This is a genomic window from Amycolatopsis sp. NPDC101161, assembly GCF_044768185.1.
GTDB lineage: Bacteria > Actinomycetota > Actinomycetes > Mycobacteriales > Pseudonocardiaceae > Amycolatopsis.
Window position 1 is genome coordinate 967540 of record NZ_JBIWPI010000001.1, and the last position, 22485, is coordinate 990024.

The window sequence follows — 22485 nt, forward strand, 5'->3', positions numbered from 1 at the left end:
GGACTGCTCCATGACCACGTCCCGACAGGACCGCATCGCGGCGCTGCCCGCCCACCTGCAGGAAGCGCTGCGCCGGCGGATGGCGGGAGCGGGAGCGCGCACGCCGGAGATCCCGGCCGCCGCCGACCGCTCCCGCCCGATCCCGCTGTCGTCGGCTCAGCGCCGGCTCTGGTTCCTCAGCCGGCTGCGCCCCGGCGACCCCGAGTACAACAGCGCGTTCGCCCTGCGCCTCACCGGCGAACTCGACGTCGCCGCCCTGGGCACCGCGCTGCGGCTGCTCGTCGCCCGGCACGAGCCGCTGCGCACCACCTTCACCGAGGTCGACGGCGAAGGCGCGCAGGTGGTCCGGCCGCCGTACGACGTGCCGCTGCCCGTCGTCGACGTCGGCCCGGACGACCTCGACGCCGTGCTGCGCGAGGAGTACGTGCGGCCGTTCGACCTCGGCCGCGGGCCGCTGCTGCGCGCCCTGCTGGCCCGGCTGGGCCCGGCCGAGCACGTGCTGCTCGTGTGCGTGCACCACATCGCCACCGACGGCGCCTCGATGGGCGTGCTCACCGAAGAACTCGGGCTGCTCTACCGCGACGGCTCGCACGCCGAGCTGCCACCGCAGCCCCTGCAGTACGCGGACTTCGCGTTGTGGCAGCACGACCGGCCGACCCGCGCCGCCGGGCTGGAGCACTGGAAAGACCAGCTCACCGGGATCACGCCGCTGGACCTGCCGGCCGACCACCCGCGTCCGGCCACCCGCGGCACCGCGGGCGCGGTGCGCGAGTTCACCGTTCCCGACGACGTCGCCCGGAAGCTGGCCGAACTGGCCCGCACGTCGGAGACGACGCTGTTCACCGTGCTCGTCGCCGCCTGCCAGGTACTCTTCGCGCGCTACACCGGGCAGGACGACGTCGCGCTCGGCACCGTCGTGCAGGGCCGCGACCGGCCGGAGCTGGAGCGGGTCGTCGGGTTCTTCGTCAACACCGTCGTGCTGCGGTCCACAGTGGACGTGTCGGTCCCCTTCGCCGACCACCTGGCCACCGCGCGGCAGACGGTCCTGGACGCCTTCGCGCACGACGACGTGCCCTTTGAGGAACTCGTCGACGCCGTGCACGCCGGCCGCGACCCCGGCCGGCACCCGCTGTTCGACGTCATGGTGCTGCTGCACAGCGCCGGCGGCGGGCCGGCGTTCCCCGGCCTGACCGCCGAACCGGCCGAGGTCGCGCGCGACTCCTCGAACTTCGACCTGTCCCTCGAGTTCGAGGAGTCCGGCGGCCGGCTGGCCGGCCTCGTCGAGTACAGCACCGAGCTGTTCGAGGCCGCGACCATCGACCGGCTGCTCACCCACCTGCTGCGGCTCCTGGCCGGCATCGCCGCGGACCCGGCCCGCCGGATCGCCGACCTGCCCCTGACAACCGAGGCCGAAGAGGCCACGCTGCTGGAGTGGGGGAGCAGCCCGCTCGACGTCCCCGCCACGACCGTCGTCGACCTCCTCGACCACCAGGCGCGGACCCGGCCGGACGCGACCGCGCTGGTCTGCGGCGACGTCCGGCTCAGCTTCGCCGAATTCGCCGCCCGCACCGACGCGCTCGCCGCCGACCTCGCCGCGCGGGGCGCCGGGCCGGACCGCGTCGTCGCCGTGCTCCTGCCGCGCTCGGCCGACGCGATCGTCGCGCTGTTCGCCGTGCTCAAGGCGGGTGCGGTGCACCTGTCCCTCGATCCCGGGCTACCGGAGGAACGCATTCGCGTCCTGCTGGCCGACACGCGGCCGGTGGTCGTGCTGGACGGGACCGTCGTGCCCACCGGGAGATCGAGACCCGCCGGGCCCCGCCCGTCCGACGCCGCCTACGTCATCCACACCTCCGGCTCGACCGGCACACCCAAGGGCGTCGTCGTCGAGCACGCGGCCCTGGTCAACCTCCTCGCCAACCACCGGCGCGTGTTCGGCCGCGAGCCGATGCGCGTGGCGCTCACCGCGACGCTGTCGTTCGACACCTCGTGGGAAGGCCCGCTGCTGCTGGCCGACGGCCACGAACTGCACCTGATCACCGACGAAACCCGGCTCGACCCGGCCGCGCTCACCCGGTACGTCCGCGACTCGCGCGTCGACTTCCTCGACGTGACGCCGTCCTACCTGCGGCAGCTCCTGCCCGCCGGGCTCCTGACCGGCGAGCACCGCCCGCGGTTCCTGATGGTCGGCGGCGAAGCCGTGGACCGCGACCTGTGGCGCGAACTGGCTGCCGCCGACACGGCCGCGCACAACTACTACGGGCCCACCGAGTCCACTGTGGACGCCACCTGCGCCCCGGTGACCGGGGACCGGCCGCTGATCGGCCGCCCGCTCGGCAATGTCGGCGCGTACGTCCTCGACGAGCACCTACGGCTCGTCCCGCCTGGCGTGCCCGGCGAACTCTGCCTCGCCGGGGCGCAGCTGGCCCGCGGCTACCTCGGCCGCCCGGGCCTGACCGCCGACCGGTTCGTCGCGAACCCCTTCGGCGAACCGGGATCGCGGCTGTACCGCACCGGCGACCGCGTCCGCTGGGTGGACGGGCAGCTCGAACACCTGGGCCGGATCGACGACCAGGTCAAGGTCCGCGGGTTCCGGATCGAGCCGGGCGAGGTCGAGGCGGCGCTGCGGCCGTTCGTGACCGACGCGGCCGTCGACGTGCGCGGCGGCCGGCTCGTCGCCTACGTCGTCGGCGACACCGCCGACTTGAAAGCCGAGCTGTCCCGCACCCTGCCCGCGCACCTCGTGCCGACCGCCTTCGTGCGCCTGGACCGGCTGCCGCTGACCCGGCACGGCAAGCTGGACCGCCGGGCCCTCCCGGAACCGGAACTGGCCGCGGCCACCGAGTACGTGGCCCCGCGAGACGATCGCGAGCGGCTGGTGACCCGCGTCTGGGCCGAGGTGCTCGGCGTCGAGCGCGTCGGCGTCGACGACGACTTCTTCGACCTCGGCGGCGACTCGCTGCGCGGCATCCGAGTCGTCTCCCGGCTGCGCGACGAGCTCGGCGCCGACGTCCCGGCCCGGCTCGTCTTCACCGCGCCGACTCCGGCGCAGCTGGCCGCGCAACTGCCCGAGGCGGCCGCGCCGCAGGCGGCGATCCCGCTCCTGCCGCGTGCCGGCGGGGTGCTCGAAGCGCCTCTGTCCTTCGCCCAGCAGCGGCTGTGGTTCCTCGACGAGTTCGAGCCCGGCAGCACCGAGTACGTGTCGCCGACCGTGCTGCGCCTGCGCGGCGAGCTGGACACCGCCGCGCTGAACCAGGCGCTCACCGCGCTGGTCGCCCGGCATGAGTCCCTGCGCACGACGTTCGCGACCGTCGACGGCCGTGGCGTCCAGGTCATCCACCCGCCGTACGCGGTCGAGGTCCCGGTGGCGGACGGCGACCTGGCCACCGCCCTGAACAGCGCGACCGGCCCGGTCGACCTGCGCACCGGACCCCTGCTGCGCACGGCGTTGACCCGGCTCGCGCCCGGCGACCACGTGCTCACCTTGGTGCTGCACCACATCGTCACCGACGGCTGGTCCTCGGGCGTGCTCCTCGGCGAGCTGGCCACGCTCTACGCCGCGTTCAGCCGCGGCGAGGACCCGGCGCTGCCGCCGTTGCCCCTGCAGTACGCCGACTACGCGGTCTGGCAGCGAGACCGCACGGAGTTCGACGAGCAGCTCAGCTACTGGCGGCACCGCCTCGACGGCGTCCCGGTGCTGGACCTGCCCACCGACCGGCCGCGCCCGGCCGTCCGCACCAAGAACGGCGCCCTGCACGAGTTCAGCGTCCCGGCCGGCACCACCGCCCGGCTCAAGGAACTGTCCCGGCAGCACGGCGGCACGCTGTTCATGACGCTGCTCGCCGCCTGCCAGCTGTTGTTCGCCCGCTGGTCGGGGCAGGACGACGTCGCCGTCGGGACCGTCGTCACCGGCCGCGAGCGCACGGAACTCGAAGGCCTCATCGGGTTCTTCGTCAACACCCTCGTCCTGCGGTCCACTGTGGACATGCATCGCGGGTTCGACGCCTTCCTCGGCGACGTGCGCGACACCGTGCTGGACGCCTTCGCCCACCAGGACGTCCCGTTCGACCGCGTCGTCGACGACCTGCAGCCCGAACGCGACACCAGCCGCACGCCGCTGTGCCAGGTGATGGTGGTGCTGCACAACACCCCGGACGCCCGGCCCGCGCTGCCCGGCCTCGACGTCGAAGAGCTGGCCCCGCCGATCGTCACCGCCGGGTTCGACCTGATGGTGCACTTCCAGGAGACGGGCGGCCGGCTCGACGCGCTCGTCAACTACAACACCGATCTCTTCGACGCGGCCACGATCGAGCGGCTGACCGGCTGGCTGCGCACCCTCCTGGACGGCATCGCGGCCACGCCGTCGCGTTCCCTGGGCGGGCTGCCGTGGCTGACCGATGTCGAGCGTGATCTGGTGCTGCGCCAATGGAACCCGGTCGGCGAGCCGGAGCCGCTGCCGACCCTGCCCGAGCTGTTCGCCGCGCAGGTGGCACGGACGCCGGACGCCGTCGCCGTGACGCATGACGGGACTGAGCTGACCTACCGCGAACTCGACCGGCGAGCGAACCGCCTGGCCCACCGGCTGATCGCCGAGGGCGCCGGGCCCGAGCATCTGGTGGCGCTTCGGCTGCCGCGCTCGGCCGACCTCGTCGTCGGGGTGCTCGGCGTGCTCAAGTCCGGCGCCGGGTACCTGCCGATCGACCCGGACTACCCGCCCGCGCGCATCGAGGCGACGCTCGCCGACGCGCGCCCGGTCTGCGTCGTCGACGACGTCGGTGCCGAGGACCGGCCGGACACCGACCCCGGGGTGCGGGTGGACGCGGAGAACACCGCGTACGTCATCTACACCTCCGGCTCCACCGGCGTGCCGAAGGGCGTGCTGGTCCCGCACGCCAACGTCACGCGGCTGTTCTCCTCGACCGCGCATTGGTTCGGCTTCGACGACCGGGACGTGTGGACGCTCTTCCACTCCTACGCCTTCGACTTCTCGGTGTGGGAACTGTGGGGCGCGCTGCTGCACGGCGCCCGGCTCGTCGTCGTCCCGGCCGACGTCGTCCGCGCTCCTGAGGACTTCCTGACGCTGCTGGCCGAGCAGCGCGTGACCGTGCTCAACCAGACGCCGTCGGCGTTCTACCGGCTCGGCACGCTGCCGTCGCCGCCGCTCAGCCTGCGGTACGTCGTCTTCGGCGGGGAAGCCCTGGATCCGGTGCGGTTGGCGGACTGGCGCCGCCGGCACCCGGACGGCCCGCGGCTGGTCGACATGTACGGCATCACCGAGACCACCGTGCACGTCACCCACCGCGTCCTCGACGACGACCGCGCCACCGTCGGTGTGCCGATCCCGGACCTGCGCGCCTACGTCCTGGACGCCGAGCTCGCCCCCGTCCCGCCGGGCGTCACCGGCGAGCTGTACGTCGCCGGCGCCGGACTCGCCCGCGGCTACCTGAACCGGCCGGGCCTGACGGCGTCCCGTTTCGTAGCCGACCCCTTCGGCGCGCCCGGCACCCGGATGTACCGCACCGGCGACCTGCTGTGCTGGACTTCCGGTGGCGAACTGGCCTACCGCGGCCGCGCCGACCACCAGGTCAAGATCCGCGGCTTCCGCATCGAGCTGGGCGAGGTCGAGGCGGCGCTGACCGCGCACCCGGACGTGACCGGCGCCGCCGTCGTCGCGCACGGCACCGGCGACACGCGCCGGCTCGTCGCCTACCTGACCGGGACCGTGCCCGGGACCACCGCGCTGCGCGAGTTCCTCGGCCGCTCCCTGCCCGCGCACATGGTGCCCGCGGTGTTCGTCGGCCTGGCCGAACTCCCGCTCAACGCCAACGGCAAGCTCGACCACAAGGCCCTGCCGGAACCCGGCGCGCGCACCGAAACCCGTTATGTGGCCCCGCGTACGCCCGAAGAGACCGTGTTGGCCGACGTCTGGTCGGCGGTACTCGGTGTCGACCGCGTCGGCGTCGAGGACAACTTCTTCGGCCTCGGCGGCGACTCGATCCTCAGCATCCAGGTCGTCGCCCGCGCCCGGCAGGCGGGGCTGGGGATTTCGTCGAAGGACCTGTTCCAGCACCAGACCGTCGCCGAGCTGGCCCGGGTCGCCACGCCGAGCGCGGCGCCCGCGGTCGTCGAAGAGACCGGGCCGGCGCCGCTCGGCCCGATCCAGTCGTGGCTGGTCGAGCACCTCGACGACCCGTGGCGGCTGACCATGTCCGTCCACGTAGTACTGTCCACTGTGGATAGAGTTCGGCTCGTCCGGGCGGTCGCCGCTGTGACCGCCCGGCACGACGCCCTGCGCATGCGGTTCTCCCACGCCGACGGCACCTGGCGGCAGGAACCCGCCGCCACCGAGACCGCCGACGTCCTCCGGCACGTCGATCTGTCCGAAGTGGACGACGTCGGAGCCGCGATGCACGCCGAAGCCGTCCGCGCGCAGACGTCGCTGGACATCGCGAACGGCCCGGTGTGGCGGGTGGTGCTGTTCACCTTCGCCGACCGCCCGCCCCAGCTGTTCCTCACCGCCCACCACCTCGTCATGGACGGCGTCTCCTGGCGCATCCTGCTCGGCGACCTCGACCGCGCCTACCACGGCGAAGCGCTGGAACCGGTGGGCAGCTCGTTCACCCACTGGGCTCGGTCGCTGGCCGGGCACGTGAAAATGGGACACCTCGACAAGCACACCGCGTATTGGGAAACTGCCCTCCGCGGTGCGCGGACGGACCTCCCGGTCGACCACTCCGGCCGCAACCGCGCGAAGTCGGCGCGCGCGGTCTCGGTGTCACTTGGCCGGGCCGAGACCGCGGCGCTGCTGCAGGACGTGCCGGCGGCGTACCGCACCGAGGTCAACGACGTCCTGCTCAGCGCCCTCGGCCGGGTGCTCGCCCGCTGGACGGGTCGCCCGCGCGTCGTCGTCGCGATGGAAGGCCACGGGCGCGAGGAAATCGCGGCCCCGCTGGACTTGTCCCGGACGATCGGCTGGTTCACCGCCCAGTACCCCTTGGTTCTCACGGTGCCCGACGGTGATTGGGGCGAAGTCCTCAAGGCCGTCAAGGAACAGCTGCGCGCGGTGCCCGACAAGGGAGCCGGGTACGAAGCTCTGCGTTACCTGAGCCCGCCGGACGGGCCCGGTGCCGCGCTGCGCGACGACCCGGCCCCGCGGATCTCGTTCAACTACCACGGCCGCTGGGACGTCGAAGGCGACGGCTGGTACCAGGGCCGCGGCGAAGCGCTCGGGCACGACAGCGACCCCGACGGCACCCGGCCGTACCTGCTCGACGTCGTCGGCGTCGTCGAAGCCGGCGAACTGCACTTCACCTGGGAGTACTCGGAAGAAGTGCACGACGAGACCACCGTCCGCGCGCTCGCTTCGGAGCTGGTCGACGCCTTGGCCGAGGTGGTGGACCACTGCGCCGGCGCCGGTGGCCGCACCCCGTCCGACTTCCCGCTGGCCCGGCTCGACCAGGCCACCGTCGACCGGCTCGCCGGCGACGGCCGCGACGTCGAGGACATCTACCCGCTCACCCCGCTGCAGGCCGGGATGGTGTTCCACAGCCTGGTCGACCGCGACTCCAGCGCGTACTTCGACCAGTTCCGCCTGCGGCTGGCCGGCGTCCGCGACCCGCGCGCGCTCGCCGAGGCGTGGCAGCGCGTGGTGGACCGGACGCCGATCCTGCGCAGCAGCATGGTCTGGGACGGCGTCGACGAGCCGCTCCAGCGCGTCCACCGGCACGTCCGCGTCCCGGTCGGGCAGCACGACTGGCGCGACCTGGCCGAGCCCGAGCAGCAGGCGGCCCTGGCGTCGCTGCTCCAGGCCGACCAAGCGGCCGGGATGGACTTGGCGGCACCGCCGTTGATGCGCCTGGAAATCGCCCGCGTCGCCGACGACGAGGTCCAGCTGGTCTGGACGTCGCACCACGTCCTGCTCGACGGCTGGAGCACGGCCCAGGTCTTCGGCGAGGTGGCCGAGCAGTACGCGGCGATCGCCGGCGGCCGGACCGCCGAGCTGGCCCCGCGCCGCCCGTTCCGCGACTACCTCGCCTGGCTGGCGGCCCAGGACCACGCCGAAGCCGAACGTCATTGGCGCGCGGTGCTCGGCGGCTTCGCGGCCCCGACGCCGTTGCCGTACGACCGCCGTCCCCAGGAGGCTCACCGCGCCGAGTCGGCCGCCGAAGTGCGGGTGGAGCTGTCCGATTCGGAGTCGGCCCGGTTGCGCGAGGTGGCGAAGGCGGCCGCGCTGACGGTGAACTCGGTGGTGCAGGGCGCGTGGGCGCTGCTGCTGGCCCGCCACAGCGGCGAGTCCGACGTCCTGTTCGGCACCACGGTCTCCGGGCGTCCGGCCGAGCTGCCCGGCGTCGAGGCGATGATCGGCATGTTCATCAACACCGTGCCGACCCGGATCGAGGTCCACAATGGACTCTCGGTGGCCGAGTGGCTGCGGGGAGTCCAGGGCTCGCAAGCCGAAGCGCGGCGGTACGACTTCCTCGCGCTGTCGCGGCTGCAGGCGTTCACCGCGGTCCCGGCCGGCACCGCGTTGTTCGACAGCGTGGTGGTCTTCGAGAACTACCCGATCGAGGACAGCGGGCAGGACGGCGTGCGCGTGCTGGACGTCAGCTCGCTCGACACGACGAGCTACCCGCTGAACCTGACGGCGTTCCTGCACGACCGGCTGGGCCTCGAGCTGTCGTACGACCCGCGGCTGTTCGACGAGCCGACGGTCCGGCGGCTGGCCGGGCAGCTCGCCCAGCTGGTCCGCGCCATCGCCGCCGACCCGGACCGCCGCCTCGGCGAGCTGTCCCTCTCGAGGCCGGAAGAACGGCTTTCCCTGGTGCAAGCCGGGATGGGGGCTGCGCTCGACATCCCGGCGGGCACGGTCCTGGACGTGTTCGAAGCGACGGTCGCGCGAACCCCGCACGAGACGGCGATCGTGTTCCGCGACACGCGGCTGACCTTCGCCGAACTCGACGCGCGCGCCACCGAGCTGTCCCGCCGGTTGATTGCCGTGGGGGCCGGGCCCGAGCGAGTGGTGGCGATCCGGTTGCCGCGCTCGGCGGAGGCGGTCATCGCGATCCTGGCCGCGTTCAAGGCGGGGGCGGCTTACTTGCCGATCGATCCCGGGCTGCCCGAAGATCGGGTGCGGATGCTGGTCGATGACGCAAGCCCGGTGGTGGTGCTGGACGGCACCGAACCGCCGGCCGCATCGGTTGCGGTCGCCGACGGCGCCGGCCCGGCGCCGGGTGCGGCAGTCGCAACCCGCCCGAGTCCCGCGCACACCGCGTACGTCATCTACACCTCCGGGTCCACCGGCCGGCCGAAGGGCGTGCTCGTCGAGCACCGCGGCCTGATGAACATGCTCGCGAACCATCGCGGCGTTTTCCTCGGCGGCCCCCGGACCCGGGCCGCGCTCACCGCGTCGTTCTCCTTCGACACCTCCTGGGAGCCCCTGCTCGCCCTCGTCGACGGCCACGAGCTGCACGTCCTGGACGACGACACCCGGCTCGACCCGCACGCCGCCGTCCGGTACGTCCGTGACCACCGGATCGACCTGCTCGACCTCACCCCGACCTACCTGCAGCAGCTCCTCGGCGCCGGTCTCCTCACCGGGGAACATCGCCCCGCGACCGTGCTCGTCGGCGGCGAAGCGACCGGTGAGGCGCTCTGGCGCGAGCTGGTCGGGTCCGGCGTCAGCGCCCACAACTACTACGGCCCGACCGAAGTGACCGTCGACGCCACGCACGCCCCCGTCACCGGCGACCGGCCCTCGATCGGGCGGCCCCTGGCCAACCTGGCGGCCTACGTGCTCGACGCGGCGGGCCACCCGGTGCCCGACGGCGTCGCGGGGGAGCTGTTCCTCGCCGGACCCCAGCTGGCCCGCGGCTACCTGAACCGGCCGGGCCTGACCGCCGACCGGTTCGTCGCCGACCCCTTCGGGCCGCCCGGGTCCCGGATGTACCGGACCGGCGACCGCGTGCGCCGGGCCGCCGACGGCCGGCTGGACTACCTCGGCCGCGTCGACGACCAGGTCAAGATCCGCGGCTTCCGCGTCGAACCGGGCGAGATCGAGGCCGTGCTCCGGCAGCACCCGGCGGTCACCGACACGACGGTGGTGGCCCGCGACGGCCGGCTCGTCGCCTACGTCGTCGGCGAGACGCGCGAGCTGCGGACGTGGCTGCGCGGCCGCCTGCCGGACTACCTCGTCCCGTCGGCGTTCGTCGCGTTGACCGCGATCCCGTTGAACCGCAACGGGAAGATCGACCGCGCCGCACTGCCCGCGCCCGAGCGGGACGCCGAAGCCGAATATGTCGCTCCGAGAACGACGACCGAGATCCGGCTCGCCGAAATCTGGGCCGACGTGCTGCGCGTGGAGCGCGTCGGGCTCACCGACAGCTTCTTCGAACTCGGCGGCGACTCGATCACGAGCATGCGGATCACCTCCCGCGTCCGCGCGGAGTTCGACGTCGAGGTCTCGCCGCGCGCGTTGTTCACCGCGCCCACCCTCGTCCGGTTCGCCGCCGGGCTGCCCGGGCTGCGGGCCACCGCGCGGCCGATCCCGGCCGTGCCCCGCGACGGCGCCCTGCCGCTTTCCTTCGCGCAGCAACGGTTGTGGTTCCTCGACGAGTTCGAACCGGGCAGCGTCGAGTACCTCTCGCCGACGGCGCTGCGGCTGCGCGGCGACCTCGACGTGCCCGCTTTGCGCCGGGCGTTGAACGCCGTCGTCGCCCGGCACGAGTCGCTGCGGACGACGTTCGCCACCGTCGACGGCCGGGGCGTCCAGCTCGTCCACGAGCCCCACGAGGTCGAGCTGCCGGTCGAGGACTTCACCGAAGAGGCGCTGACGCGGGAGCTGCGGGAGCCGTTCGACCTGCGCACCGGACCGCTGCTGCGGGCGCGCCTGCTCCGGCGGGCGCCCGACGAGCACGTGCTCCTGCTGGTGCTGCACCACATCGTCACCGACGGCTGGTCCTCCGGCGTGCTCACGTCGGAACTCGACGCCTGCTACACCGCGTTCACCCAGGACGCGGAACCGGACCTGCCCGCACTGCCCGTGCAGTACGCCGATTTCGCCGTCTGGCAGCGGGAATCCCTCGACGGCCCGGTGCTCGCCGAGCAGCTCGGCCACTGGCGCGAGCGCCTCGACGGCGTGGCGCCGCTCGAACTGCCGACCGACCGCCGGCGCCCGCCCGTGCGCACCACCGAGGGCGACTGGGTCGAGTTCACCGTGCCGGCCGAGGTGACCGCGCGGCTCAAGGAGCTGGCGGGCGAGGGCGACGGCACGCTGTTCATGACCCTGGTCGCCGCTTGCCAGGTGCTGCTCGCCCGGTGGGCGGGGCAGGAGGACGTCGCGGTCGGCACGGTCACCGCCGGCCGGGAACGTCCCGAGCTGGAACGGCTGATCGGCTTCTTCGTCAACACCCTCGTCCTGCGGTCCACTGTGGACAGAAGACGGCCGTTCCGCGAGTTCCTCACCGACGTGCGGACCACGGTCCTCGACGCCTTCGCCCACCAGGACGTGCCGTTCGAGCGCGTGGTGGACGCGGTGCAGCCGGTCCGCGACTCGAGCCGGACCCCGCTGTTCCAGGTGATGGTGGCGCTGCAGAACACCGGCGACGAGCCGGGCGGCGGCCGCCTGGCGGCCGAGGAGGTCGCGCTGCCGATGACGTCCGCGACCTTCGACCTGCTCGTGCAGTTCGAGGAGCACGACGGCGCCCTGCGCGGGGCGATCAACTACAGCACCGGCCTGTTCGACGCGGCCACGATCGAGCGGGTGGCCGCGCGGCTGCGGGTCCTGCTGACCGAAGCCGCGGCGGACCCGGACCGGCCCGTCGGCGACCTTTCGCTGTTCCTGCCCGGCGAACGCGAGAACGTCCTGGCCACGGCCCCGCGGGACCCGCGCCCGGACGTCACCCTGCCCGCCTTGCTGCGTCACGACTCCGACGACGTCGCCGTGTTCGACGACCGGGTTTCGCTCAGCCACCGCGAACTGGACGTCCGCGCCAACCGGCTGGCGCACCGGCTGCTCGCCGCCGGGGCCGGGCCGGAGACCCGGGTCGCGGTCCTGCTGCCGCGGTCGGCGGACCTGCTGGTGGCGCTGCTGGCGGTGCTCAAGACCGGGGCGGCGTACGTCCCGATCGACCCGGGCTACCCGGCCGACCGGATCGCCTACATGCTCGAAGACGCGCGTCCGGTCTGCGTGCTCGAAGACGTCGACGCAACCGGTTTCCCGGACCACGCACCGGAAGTCGCGCTCGACCCGGAGCAGCCGGCGTACGTCATCTACACGTCCGGCTCGACCGGCCGGCCCAAGGGCGTGGTCGTGAGCCACCGCGCGGCGGCGAACTACCTGCGCTGGGCGGTCGACGCGTACCCGGGACTGGGCGGCACCGCCGTGCTGCACTCCTCGGTGTCGTTCGACCTCACCGTCACCACGCTGTTCGGCCCGCTCCTCGCCGGTGGCCGCATCCGGGTCGCCGACGTCCTGGAGGCCGAGCCCGTGCCGTGCACGTTCCTCAAGGCGACGCCCAGCCACCTGCCCGTCCTCGCGGGCGACCCGCGGGACCTCGTCGTCGGCGGCGAACAGCTGCTCGGCGACGTGCTGGACCGGTGGCGGCGAGCGCACCCGGACGCGACCGTGATCAACGAGTACGGGCCGACCGAGACGACCGTCGGCTGCATGGAGTACCGCGTCGAGCCCGGGGACGCGGTCCCCGCCGGGCCGGTCCCGATCGGCCACCCGATCCGCAACACCCGGCTCTACGTGCTCGACGCCGGGTTGAACCCGGTCCCGCCGGGCATCCCCGGCGAGCTGTACATCGCCGGCGACGGGCTCGCCCGCGGCTACCTCGACCGGCCCGGGCTGACGGCGTCGCGGTTCGTCGCCTGCCCGTTCGGGCCGCCGGGGGAGCGGATGTACCGCTCGGGCGACCGGGTGACGCGGCGGCCGGACGGCGAGCTGGTCTACCACGGCCGCGCCGACGAGCAGGTCAAGATCCGCGGCCACCGGATCGAACCCGGCGAGATCGAGGCCGCGCTGCGCGCGCACCCGGCCGTCACCGACGCGGCCGTGCTCGCGCGGGACGGGCGGCTGGTCGCCTACGTCGTGCCGGACGCCGAACCGGACCTGCGCGAGTTCCTCGGCCGGTCGCTGCCGGACTACATGCTGCCCTCGGCGATCGTCGCGCTCGACGCGTTGCCGGTGACCCGCAACGGGAAGCTCGACCGGGCCGCCCTGCCGGACGCCGACGCCGAAGAACACCGGTACGTCGAGCCGTCCGGACCGGTCGAGCCGGCGCTGGCCGCGATCTGGGCCGAGGTGCTGGGCCGCGAGCGGGTCGGCGCGCGGGACAACTTCTTCGAGCTGGGCGGGGATTCGATCCTCAGCATCCAGGTCGTGCACCGCGCCCGCCTCGCGGGACTGCGGATGCGCTCGAAGGACCTGTTCGCCCACCAGACCGTCGCGTCGCTGGCCACCGTCGTCACGGCGGCCGACGACGTGCAGGCGCACCACGAGGCCGTCGTCGGCGAAGTGCCGCTCACGCCGATCCAGCGGTGGTTCCTCGACGCGGAGCCCGCGAACCCCGCCCACTTCAACCAGTCCGTGCTGCTCGAACTGGCCGGGCCGCCGAACGAGGAGGCGCTGCAGCAGGCGCTCGACGCCGTCGTCGCCCACCACGACGCCCTGCGCCTGCGGTTCACCCGGGACGACGGGCAGTGGCGGCAGCACAACGACGCCCCCGAACCGCCGGTGCCGTTGCGGATACTGTCCACTTCGGACCCGGAAGCCGTCGCCGACGAGGTGCACGCGAGCTTCGACCTCGCGCGGCCACCGCAGCTGCGGGCGGTGCTGTTCGCGCCGGACCGGCTCTTCCTCGCCGCGCACCACCTGGTCGTCGACGCGGTGTCGTGGAGCATCCTGGTGGAGGACCTCGAGCGGGCCTACGGCCAGGTCCTGGCGGGGGAGAAGCCGGACCTCGGCCCGAAGACGACGTCGTTCCGCGACTGGGCGCGACGGCTGCGGGAGTTCGCCGAAGGCGGCGGCCTGGACGACCAGCGCGAGTTCTGGGCGCGGGAGCTGCCCGGCTGCGCGCTCCCGCTCGACCACACCGGCGACGGCCCGGCCGCGGTCGAGTCCGTGCCGGTCGAGGTCGGCGAGCGCGACACCGACGCCCTGCTGCACCTGGCGCCCGGCGCGTACCGGACGCGCATCAACGACGTGCTGCTCAGCGCGCTCGCGTGGGCGGTCCGCCGGTGGACCGGACAGGACTCGGTCGCCATCGACCTGGAAGGCCACGGCCGAGAGGAGGTCATCGACGGCGTGGACCTGTCCCGGACGGTCGGCTGGTTCACCACGCTGTTCCCGGTCGGGCTGACGATCGACCCGGACGCGGACTGGCGCGCGCTGGTCAAGTCCGTGCGGCGGCAGCTGCGGGCGGTGCCGGGCAACGGCTTCGGCCACGGCGTCCTGCGCACCTACCGGTTCCCCGAGCTGGGCGCGAACACCCCGCAGCTGGCGTTCAACTACCTCGGACAAGGCGACGGCACGGGCGGCGGTGACGGCCTCTTCCGCGCGTCGCACCCGCCGATCGGCCGCGAGCAGGACCCGGCGAACGTGCCGGCGCACCTCCTGGAGGTGGTCGGCGGCGTGCGGGCGGGCCGGCTGGAGTTCACCTGGTTCTTCCGGCCGGACCGGCACGACCGCGCGACGGTCGAAGCCGTCGCCGCCGGGTTCGCCGACGCCCTGCGGCGCATCGCCGCCGACTGCCGGGGGGAGGAAGCGTGAGCGCCCCGAGCGAGGTCAAGCTGTCCCGCAACCGGGACTACCGCCTGCTGTGGAGCGGCCAGGTCGTGTCCGAGGCCGGGTTCAGCACCACGACGATCGCGTTCCCGTTGCTGGTCCTGGCGATCACGGGCTCGGCCGCGCAGTCCGGGCTGGTGCTCGGCGCGATCGCGATCGCGCAGCTGGTCGCCGGGCTGCCGGCCGGCGCTCTGGTGGACCGCTGGTCGCGCAAGCGGATCATGCTCGGCTGCGAGGCCGTGCAGGCGCTCGGGGCGGCGAGCCTGGTGCTCGCCCTCTGGTGGGGCGTGGCCGGGGTGGCGCAGCTCGTCGTCGTCGCCGTCCTGATGGGGCTGTGCCGGGCGTTGTTCGAGCCCGCCGAGGAAGCCAGCCTGCCGCGGCTGGTCAGCACCGAGCAGGTGCCTTCGGCGGTGGCGCTGAACGCGGCGCGCACCAGCGCCGGCCAGCTGTCGGGCACCGCGCTCGGCGGGTTCCTGTTCGCCCTGGGCCGGCTCGTGCCGTTCGTCTTCGACGTCGTCGCGCACGTGGTCGCGTTCGTCTCGCTGGTGTTCGTCCGCCTGCCCGCGCGGCCCGAACCGGCGGAAGAACGGCCGCCCGCGCACCTGGGCCGCGAAATCGCCGAAGGGCTGCGCTGGGTGTGGCACCAGCCGCGCGTGCGCGTCACGGCGGTGTGCGCGATCGTCCTGAACCTGTTCTTCGCGGCGTACTACCTGGTGATCATCGTGCTGGCGAACGAACGCGGCGTGCCGCCCGGCGAGATCGGCGTGATGGCCGCGATGCTCGGCGCCGGCGGCATCGCCGGGGCGCTGGCCGCGCCGTACCTGCACCGCCGGTTCACCCCGTACGCGCTGATCATCGGCGTGTTCTGGGGACTGACGCTGCTGACGCCGCTGGCGGTGTTCGTGCGCGGCGGCTACCTGATGGGGCTGCTGTTCGCGGCGATGGCGTTCCTGGCCCCGGCGGCCAACACGACCATCAACACCTACCAGCTGCTCTACACGCCCGACGAGCTGCGCGGCCGCCTCGGTGGCGTGATGGGCGTGACCGGCGGGCTGGCCGCGGCGCTCGGCCCGGCGCTCGGCGGCTGGCTCGTCGACCTCCTCCCCGACTCGGCCGCCGTGCTCACCTGCGCGGGGGCGATCGCGGCGGTCACCGTGCTGACGACGTTCAGCCGGACCCTGCGCGGCTTCCCGGCCGTCGCGGACCTCGAAGAAGAAACCCTCAACCCCAAGGAGTCCTGATGGACGAGAACACCACCTACCAGGTCCTGGTCAACGACGAGGGCCAGTACTCCCTCTGGCCCGCGGACAAGGAGGTCCCGGCCGGCTGGCAGCCCGACGGCACGCGCGGCACCCGGCAGGAGTGCATGGACCACGTGGACGAGGTGTGGACCGACATGCGCCCCCGCAGCCTGCGCGAACGGATGTCGGCGGGCTGAGGCCGGGGAGGCCCGGGCTCCGGCCCGGGCCCTCGCCCGGGTTCACCCCGAGCGAGGCCAGGACGAATCGCCGGACGATCAGCCGGCCGCGTTGTCCGCATACGTCACGGTGATGTTCTTGAACCCGAGGGACTGCAGCAGGCCGACGAGCATCGTCTTCGTGTTCCGCTCCGCGTCGGCCACGAGCGTGCTCTTCCCGGCCGCCTCGCCGATCTTCTTCTGGGCCAGCTCGTACAGTGCCTGCTGCGAATTCGGGTTGCCGTTCAGGAAGTCGTTGACCCGGGTGAACAGACCCTGCTGCTGGGCGTACACATAGGACTCCTTGACGTCCAGGTTCGCCGGCTCCAGCTGGGCGTGGGGGAGGGTGATCGTGGCGGACAGGCGGTCGTCGGACACCTTGACCGCGTCGCCCTTCAGCCGGGAGAAGTCCACGTACGAGTTGTCCGTGCCCACGCCGACGAACATCGTGTCGCTGCCCACGAGGAAGCTCGGCAGGATCGAGCTCGTCGTGATGTCGACGATCACCTGGAACGACCCGCTCGCCGCCTCGTAGCGCGACAGCTCGACGATCGACTGCAGCAGGACCGGACCCGAGCGCTCCTCGGTCTTCTCGGCGAAGGGGTTGCGCAACTGGGGTAACAGGTGCACCGCCGACGCGACCAGCACCGCCACCGCCAAAAACACCACTGCCACCCCGAGCGCGACCAGCCGCTTGCCCCAAGCTCCCATGCCGCAAGGTTACCCAGGCCGGCGCGCGGTCAAGCGGGCCCGGCGGTACGGTGTCCGGTGTGCGCAAGTCCGTGTGGCTGTGGATCCTGGTGATCGTCGTCGTCATCGTGGTGCTCGGGCTGATCTTCGGCGGGTACCGCAAGGGCGAGAAGCTCGGCGAGCCCGCCGGGCCCGTGGCGGCGTGGAGCGTCGCCCGGGCGGCTTGACGCCCAGGCGACGCTCTGTCCACAGTGGATGCTCAGCGGGCCGTGCAGGTCGACGTGACGCCGTCGGCGCTGCCGGTGCCCTGGAAGCCGAACTCGGTGGACTGACCGGCCGCCACACTGCCGTTGTAGCTCACGTTGGTCCAGGTCACCGCCCCGCTGGTGCCGCTGTTGCCGGCGCTCCAGCCGTTGGTGACCGCCGCGCCCGCCGGCAGGTTCGTCGTCACCGACCAGCCGGTGAGGGCGCTCGACCCGGCCGTGACCCGCACCGTGGCCACGAAACCGCCGTTCCACGAGTTGAGCGACACCGAGCTGGTGCAGCCGCCCGGCCCCGAGGTGGTCGGGGTGGTCGGTGTCGTGGGTGTCGTCGGGGTGGTGGGCGTCGTCGGCGTCGTGGTGGCGCCGCCGGCGTTCAGCGCGTCGAGGACGCTGGTGTACGCGGCCTTCTTGTTCCCGTTGGCGTCGAACAGGAGCGGGTTCTCGCCGGTGCGCCAGGAGTCGCTGTCGCGGATGCCCCACACGGTGATGCCGGCGCAGCGGGCGACGGCCATGCAGGCCCGCGTGACCGTGCCGTACACCGCGGCCTGGTTCGACCCGGAGATGTCCAGCTCGGTGATCTGGACTTCGACGCCGAGGTCGGCGAACCGTTGCAGGTTGGCCTGGTAGTCGCCCGGAGCGGAGTTGCTGAGGTGCGACTGGAAGCCGACGCAGTCGATCGGCACACCGCGGGCCTTGAAGTCCTGGACCATGTTGTAGACGCCGGTGCTCTTGGCGTTGACGCCGTCGGTGTTGTAGTCGTTGTAGCAGAGCTTCGCGCCCGGGTCGGCGGCCCGCGCGGCGCGGAACGCGGCTTCGATCCAGTCGTTGCCGGTGCGCTGGAGGTTCGAGTCCCGGCGGCCGCCACCGCCGCCGTCGGCGAACGCCTCGTTCACGACGTCCCACGCGTAGATCTTGCCCTTGTAGTGGGTGGCGACCTGCGTGACGTGGTTGATCGCGGCCTGGCGCAGGGCGGAACCGCTGAGGCCCTGGGCCCAGCCCGGTTGCTGCTGGTGCCACAGCAGGGCGTGGCCGCGGACGCGTTTGCCGGTGCTGACGGCCTGGTTGAGGATGCGGTCGCCGCCCGAGAAGGAGAACTGGCCCTGGCTGGGCTCGGTCGCGTCCCACTTCATCTCGTTCTCCGGCGTGACCATGGAGAACTCGCGGTCGAGGATGCCGACGTACGTCGAGTCCCCGAGCTTCCCGGCCGAGACGGCGGTGCCGAAGTACCGGCCGGTCTGGGCGGCCGACGCGCCGAGCGTCGAGGCCGCCCCGGCGGACGTGGCGAGCACCAGCGAAACCCCGAGCGACGTCGCCAAGAACGTCGACGCGAGTACGGCGCGCGAAATCGGTTTCATGGCTCCGCCCCTCAGCCGATGCTCGTCGAGAAGGAGTTGACCGCGAGGCCGACGCCGCCGCTCCACGGCTCGAACCCGGCCTGGATGCTGGTCAGGTACCAGGACCGGTCCACCCGGGTGCGGTTGTCGACGTCGTTGACGAAGTCCATGACGTTGAACGACCAGCCCGAGATCGCCGACTGGGCCACGTAGGACACCACGTCGTTGCCGCCGTTGTTGCCCTGCCACACTTCCCAGCTCCGGCCGCCGATCGTCGTGGTGCCGACCCGGCCGCCGACCGGCTGCACGCCGCCGACGCGGTTGAACCAGATCATCAGCTCCATCTGGTTGACGCCGTTCGTCTTCGCGGTCGGGTCCATCCAGATGTCGTAGGAGGCGTCGAAGGTCGAGCCGCCGACGTAGGTGTAGGAGATCGACGACGGCGCGCTGCCGATCCGGCTCAGCTGCCGGGGCAGGGGCGAGCCGGGGGAGCAGTTCCCGTAGTGGCACCCGAGGTAGACCGCCGGGTAGGACAGCGGCGCGCCGCCGCTGGTCGAGCCCTGCTGGGTCTGGATGCGGAACCCGCTGCCGGTGACGTTGATGCACTGCTGGGCGCTGCTGCCCCAGCGGTTGTTCATGACCACGTACCGGCCGCCGATCGTGGTCGAGCCGTACTGGTCGCAGATCAGGGTGTCCGCGTGGGCGGCCGGCGCCGCGCCGACGACCGGGGCCAGCAGGCCGGCCGTGAACAGTGCTACCGCGGACAGGGCGTGCTTGAGTTTCACGTGCCGCTCCACTTCGTCGTGGGGAACGCTTCTGGGAGCGCTCTCAGCTCGGACCGTTCTCGATGAAACCACACCGGAACCGGCGAGCAAAGACCTGAACGGTGATCAATTTTCCGGACGCCCTTCGAAACTTTCGCCGTCATTGCCAACGGCGTCCGGGAGCGGTTACCGTCACCTGGGAGCGCTCTCAGTCCGGGATCACCATCGGAACGCCAATGAAGACGAGGAGATGGCGAATGCGGGCAAGAAAGCTGCGGGCCGGTCCGGCCCTGCTGGTCGCGGTGGCGCTCGGGCTGACGGGTGGCACCGCCCCCGCGGCCGCCGCGGAGTACGAACGCCTGCTCAACGGCACGTTCTCGAGTGGCACGCTCGACCCGTGGTGGGCCGGGGCGGGCACGACCGGGCACGTCACCGGCGGGGAGTTCTGCACCGACGTCCCCGGCGGCACGGCCAACGGGTACGACGCGCTGGCCGGCCAGAACGGCGTGCCGTTCGAGGCGGGGCAGCAGTACACCCTGACGTTCGACGCGCACGCGACGACCGCCCAGCAGATCTCCGCCGTCGCGGGCGAAGCCGTTTCGCCGTACCGGCAGATCTCGCGAACCGACCTGACGGTCACGCCGTCGACGCAGCACTTCAGTGTAACTTTCACGTCCACTTTGGACTTCCCGGCCGCGGGCAACGGGCAGCTGGCGTTCTGGTTCGGCGGCCAGGCCGCCGCCAACACCGTGTGCCTGGACAACATCTCCCTCGTCGGCGGCGTCGTGCCGCCCGGCGGCCTGCCGCCGACCAGCGGCATCCGCGTGAACCAGGAAAGCTACGCGCCCGGCCTGCCCAAGCGGGCCACGCTGATCAGCGACTCGGCGACCGCGCAGACCTGGACGCTGAAGAACTCCGCCGGCACCGCTGTGGCCACCGGGCAGACCCGCCCGCGCGGCGCGGACGCGGCGTCCGGCGAGAACGTCCACGAGATCGACTTCTCCGCCTACGACACCGTGGGGACCGGGTACACGCTCAGCGTCGGTTCCGAGACGAGCTTCCCGTTCGACATCTCCACCGCCGGGCCGCAGAAGCTCCGGTACGACTCGCTGGCGTTCTTCTACCACCAGCGCAGCGGGATCGCGATCGACGCCGCCTACGTCGGTGCGGACTACGCGCGTCCGGCGGGGCACGTCAACGTGGCGCCGAACCAGGGTGACAACAACGTTCCCTGCCGGTCGGACCTGAACTGCGGCTACACCCTCGACGTGCGCGGCGGCTGGTACGACGCCGGCGACCACGGCAAGTACGTGGTCAACGGCGGCATCGCCGCGTGGGAGCTGCTCGACGAGTACGAGCGCGCGGTCCGCCTGGGCGACGCGAGCGCGCTGGGCGACGGCAAGCTGGCGATCCCGGAACGCGCCAACGGCGTGCCCGACATCCTGGACGAAGCCCGCTGGGAGGTCGACTTCCTGCTCTCGATGCAGGTGCCGGACGGCAAGCCGAGCGCGGGCATGGTGCACCACAAGATCCACGACGCGCAGTGGACGGCCCTGCCCACCCGGCCGGACCAGGACAGCCAGCCGCGCCGGTTGTCCCCGCCGAGCACGGCCGCGACGCTGAACATGGCGGCGGTCGCCGCGCAGGCGTCCCGGCTGTGGCAGACCATCGACCCGGCGTACTCGGCGAAGCTGCTCGCCGCGGCCGAGAAGGCTTACGCGGCGGCGAAAGCCAACCCGAACGTCCTGGCCGACCCCAACGACGGCACCGGCGGCGGCACCTACAGCGACAACACCGTGACCGACGAGTTCTACTGGGCCGCCGCGGAACTGTTCGCCACCACCGGCAAGAGCACCTACCGCTCCGACGTCACCGGGTCGGCGCTCTACCGCGGCAAGAGCTTCACCACCCACGGCTTCGACTGGGCCTCGACGGGCGCGCTCGGCGACATCACCCTGGCCCTGGTGCCCACCGACCTGCCCGTGGCGGACGTCGCCGCGATCAAGACGGCGATCACCACGACCGCCGACAGCCACCTGGCGCAGCTGGCGACCATGGGCTACCCGGCGCCGTACCGGACGGCCGACGGATCGTACGAGTGGGGATCCAACGGCCTGGTGGCCAACAACGGTGTCGTGCTCGCGCTGGCGTACGACTTCACCAAGCAGGACAAGTACCGCGACGGCGCGTTCGCGGCGATGGACTACCTGCTCGGCCGCAACCCCGCGAACTATTCGTACGTCTCCGGCCACGGCGACCAGCCGGTGCGCAACGTGCACCACCGGTTCTGGGCGCACGAGCTGGACGCGTCGCTGCCGATCGCCCCGCCCGGCGCGTTGTCCGGCGGGCCCAACAGCGGCCTGCAGGACCCGACCGCGGCCCGGCTGCTCGCCGGGTGCGCGCCCCAGCGCTGCTTCGTCGACGACATCCAGGCGTACTCGGTGAACGAGGTCGCGATCAACTGGAACTCGGCGCTGGCCTGGCTCTCCGGCTGGGTCGCCGAGAAGACGTCGTCCACTGTGGACACGACGGCGCCGGCCGCGCCGGGTACCCCCGCCGTGTCCGCGGTGACGAGCGGCGGCGCCACGGTGACCTGGCCGGCGGCCACGGACCCGGAAAGCGGCGTCAAGAGCTACGACGTCGTCCGCGTGAACGGCTCGGCCCGCACGGTCCTCGCCACCGTCACCGGTACGACGGCGACGCTCACCGGTCTTTCGCCGTCGACCGCGTACACCGTGGTCGTCGTGGCCCGCAACGGCGCGGGCCTGACGAGCCAGGACTCGCCCCCGGCGCAGTTCACGACCCAGCCCGCCACACCGGCGGGCGGCTGCGCGGTGACGTATGCGGCGAACACGTGGAACGGCGGCTTCACGGCGGCGGTCACGGTGAAGAACACAGGTACCACGCCGTGGACGGCCTGGAAGCTGGGCTTCACGTTCCCGGGCACCCAGAAGGTGACGCAGGGCTGGTCGGCGACCTGGACGCAGTCGGGCGCGACCGTGACCGCGGCGTCCCTGTCCTGGAACGGTGCGCTGGCCCCGGGCCAGTCGGCGTCGATCGGCTTCAACGGCAGCTACACCGGAACCAACGCGAACCCGGCCGCTTTCACCGTCGACGGGAGGGCGTGCGGCTGAGTGGAGGTAGCTGACACCGAAGAGGGCGGATGAGTGGGATCTTCCGCCCTCTTCGCCTTCCC

8 protein-coding genes are annotated in these 22485 nt (G+C 72.7%); 5 read left to right on the forward strand and 3 right to left on the reverse strand.

Annotated elements, in window-relative coordinates:
- The first annotated feature begins 10 nt into the window (after positions 1–10).
- From ACIRSS_RS04770 to ACIRSS_RS04780, 3 genes are read left to right on the forward strand one after another with little or no spacing between them, the layout of a single operon-like run.
- Positions 11–14767 carry a non-ribosomal peptide synthase/polyketide synthase gene (locus ACIRSS_RS04770; RefSeq protein ID WP_400890521.1) on the forward strand — a complete coding sequence of 4919 codons (14757 nt, stop codon included), beginning with the start codon at positions 11–13 and terminating at the stop codon, positions 14765–14767.
- On the forward strand, positions 14764–16023 hold the full coding sequence (locus tag ACIRSS_RS04775) for an MFS transporter (RefSeq protein ID WP_400890522.1): 1260 nt from the start codon (positions 14764–14766) through the stop codon (positions 16021–16023). Before ACIRSS_RS04770 ends, ACIRSS_RS04775 begins: the two co-directional genes overlap by 4 nt.
- Positions 16023–16220 (forward strand): MbtH family protein, encoded by a 198-nt coding sequence (locus ACIRSS_RS04780; protein ID WP_400881891.1) that lies wholly within the window; start codon positions 16023–16025, stop codon positions 16218–16220. Before ACIRSS_RS04775 ends, ACIRSS_RS04780 begins: the two co-directional genes overlap by 1 nt.
- A gap of 78 nt (positions 16221–16298) precedes the next feature.
- Here the strand turns inward: ACIRSS_RS04780 and ACIRSS_RS04785 are convergent, their stop codons facing one another.
- Positions 16299–16949 (reverse strand): DUF4230 domain-containing protein, encoded by a 651-nt coding sequence (locus tag ACIRSS_RS04785; protein WP_400890524.1) that lies wholly within the window; start codon positions 16947–16949, stop codon positions 16299–16301.
- Between the two features lie 59 nt (positions 16950–17008).
- On the opposite strand from ACIRSS_RS04785, the gene ACIRSS_RS04790 reads away from it, so the two are divergent.
- On the forward strand, positions 17009–17155 hold the full coding sequence (locus ACIRSS_RS04790; protein WP_400890526.1) for a hypothetical protein: 147 nt from the start codon (positions 17009–17011) through the stop codon (positions 17153–17155).
- Between the two features lie 32 nt (positions 17156–17187).
- Here the strand turns inward: ACIRSS_RS04790 and ACIRSS_RS04795 are convergent, their stop codons facing one another.
- Both ACIRSS_RS04795 and ACIRSS_RS04800 read right to left on the reverse strand, forming a co-directional pair.
- Positions 17188–18546, reverse strand: a complete 1359-nt coding sequence (locus tag ACIRSS_RS04795; RefSeq protein WP_400890528.1) for an endo-1,4-beta-xylanase — start codon at positions 18544–18546, stop codon at positions 17188–17190.
- Positions 18547–18557: 11 nt separating this feature from the next.
- On the reverse strand, positions 18558–19310 hold the full coding sequence (locus tag ACIRSS_RS04800) for a glycoside hydrolase (protein ID WP_400890530.1): 753 nt from the start codon (positions 19308–19310) through the stop codon (positions 18558–18560).
- A 236-nt stretch (positions 19311–19546) separates the two neighbouring features.
- Here ACIRSS_RS04800 and ACIRSS_RS04805 point away from each other — a divergent pair, with 236 nt between their 5' ends.
- Positions 19547–22423: a glycoside hydrolase family 9 protein gene (locus tag ACIRSS_RS04805; protein WP_400890532.1), complete on the forward strand. Its 2877-nt coding sequence runs from the start codon at positions 19547–19549 to the stop codon at positions 22421–22423.
- Positions 22424–22485: the final 62 nt, after the last annotated feature.

What these genes read in the sequence shown, in the direction of transcription:
- ACIRSS_RS04780 (WP_400881891.1), top strand. Translation starts at nt 16,023, where the DNA reads ATGGACGAGAACACCACCTACCAGGTCCTGGTCAACGACGAGGGCCAG.
- ACIRSS_RS04795 (WP_400890528.1), bottom strand. Translation starts at nt 18,546, where the DNA reads ATGAAACCGATTTCGCGCGCCGTACTCGCGTCGACGTTCTTGGCGACG.
- ACIRSS_RS04785 (WP_400890524.1), bottom strand. Translation starts at nt 16,949, where the DNA reads ATGGGAGCTTGGGGCAAGCGGCTGGTCGCGCTCGGGGTGGCAGTGGTG.
- ACIRSS_RS04770 (WP_400890521.1), top strand. Translation starts at nt 11, where the DNA reads ATGACCACGTCCCGACAGGACCGCATCGCGGCGCTGCCCGCCCACCTG.
- ACIRSS_RS04805 (WP_400890532.1), top strand. Translation starts at nt 19,547, where the DNA reads ATGCGGGCAAGAAAGCTGCGGGCCGGTCCGGCCCTGCTGGTCGCGGTG.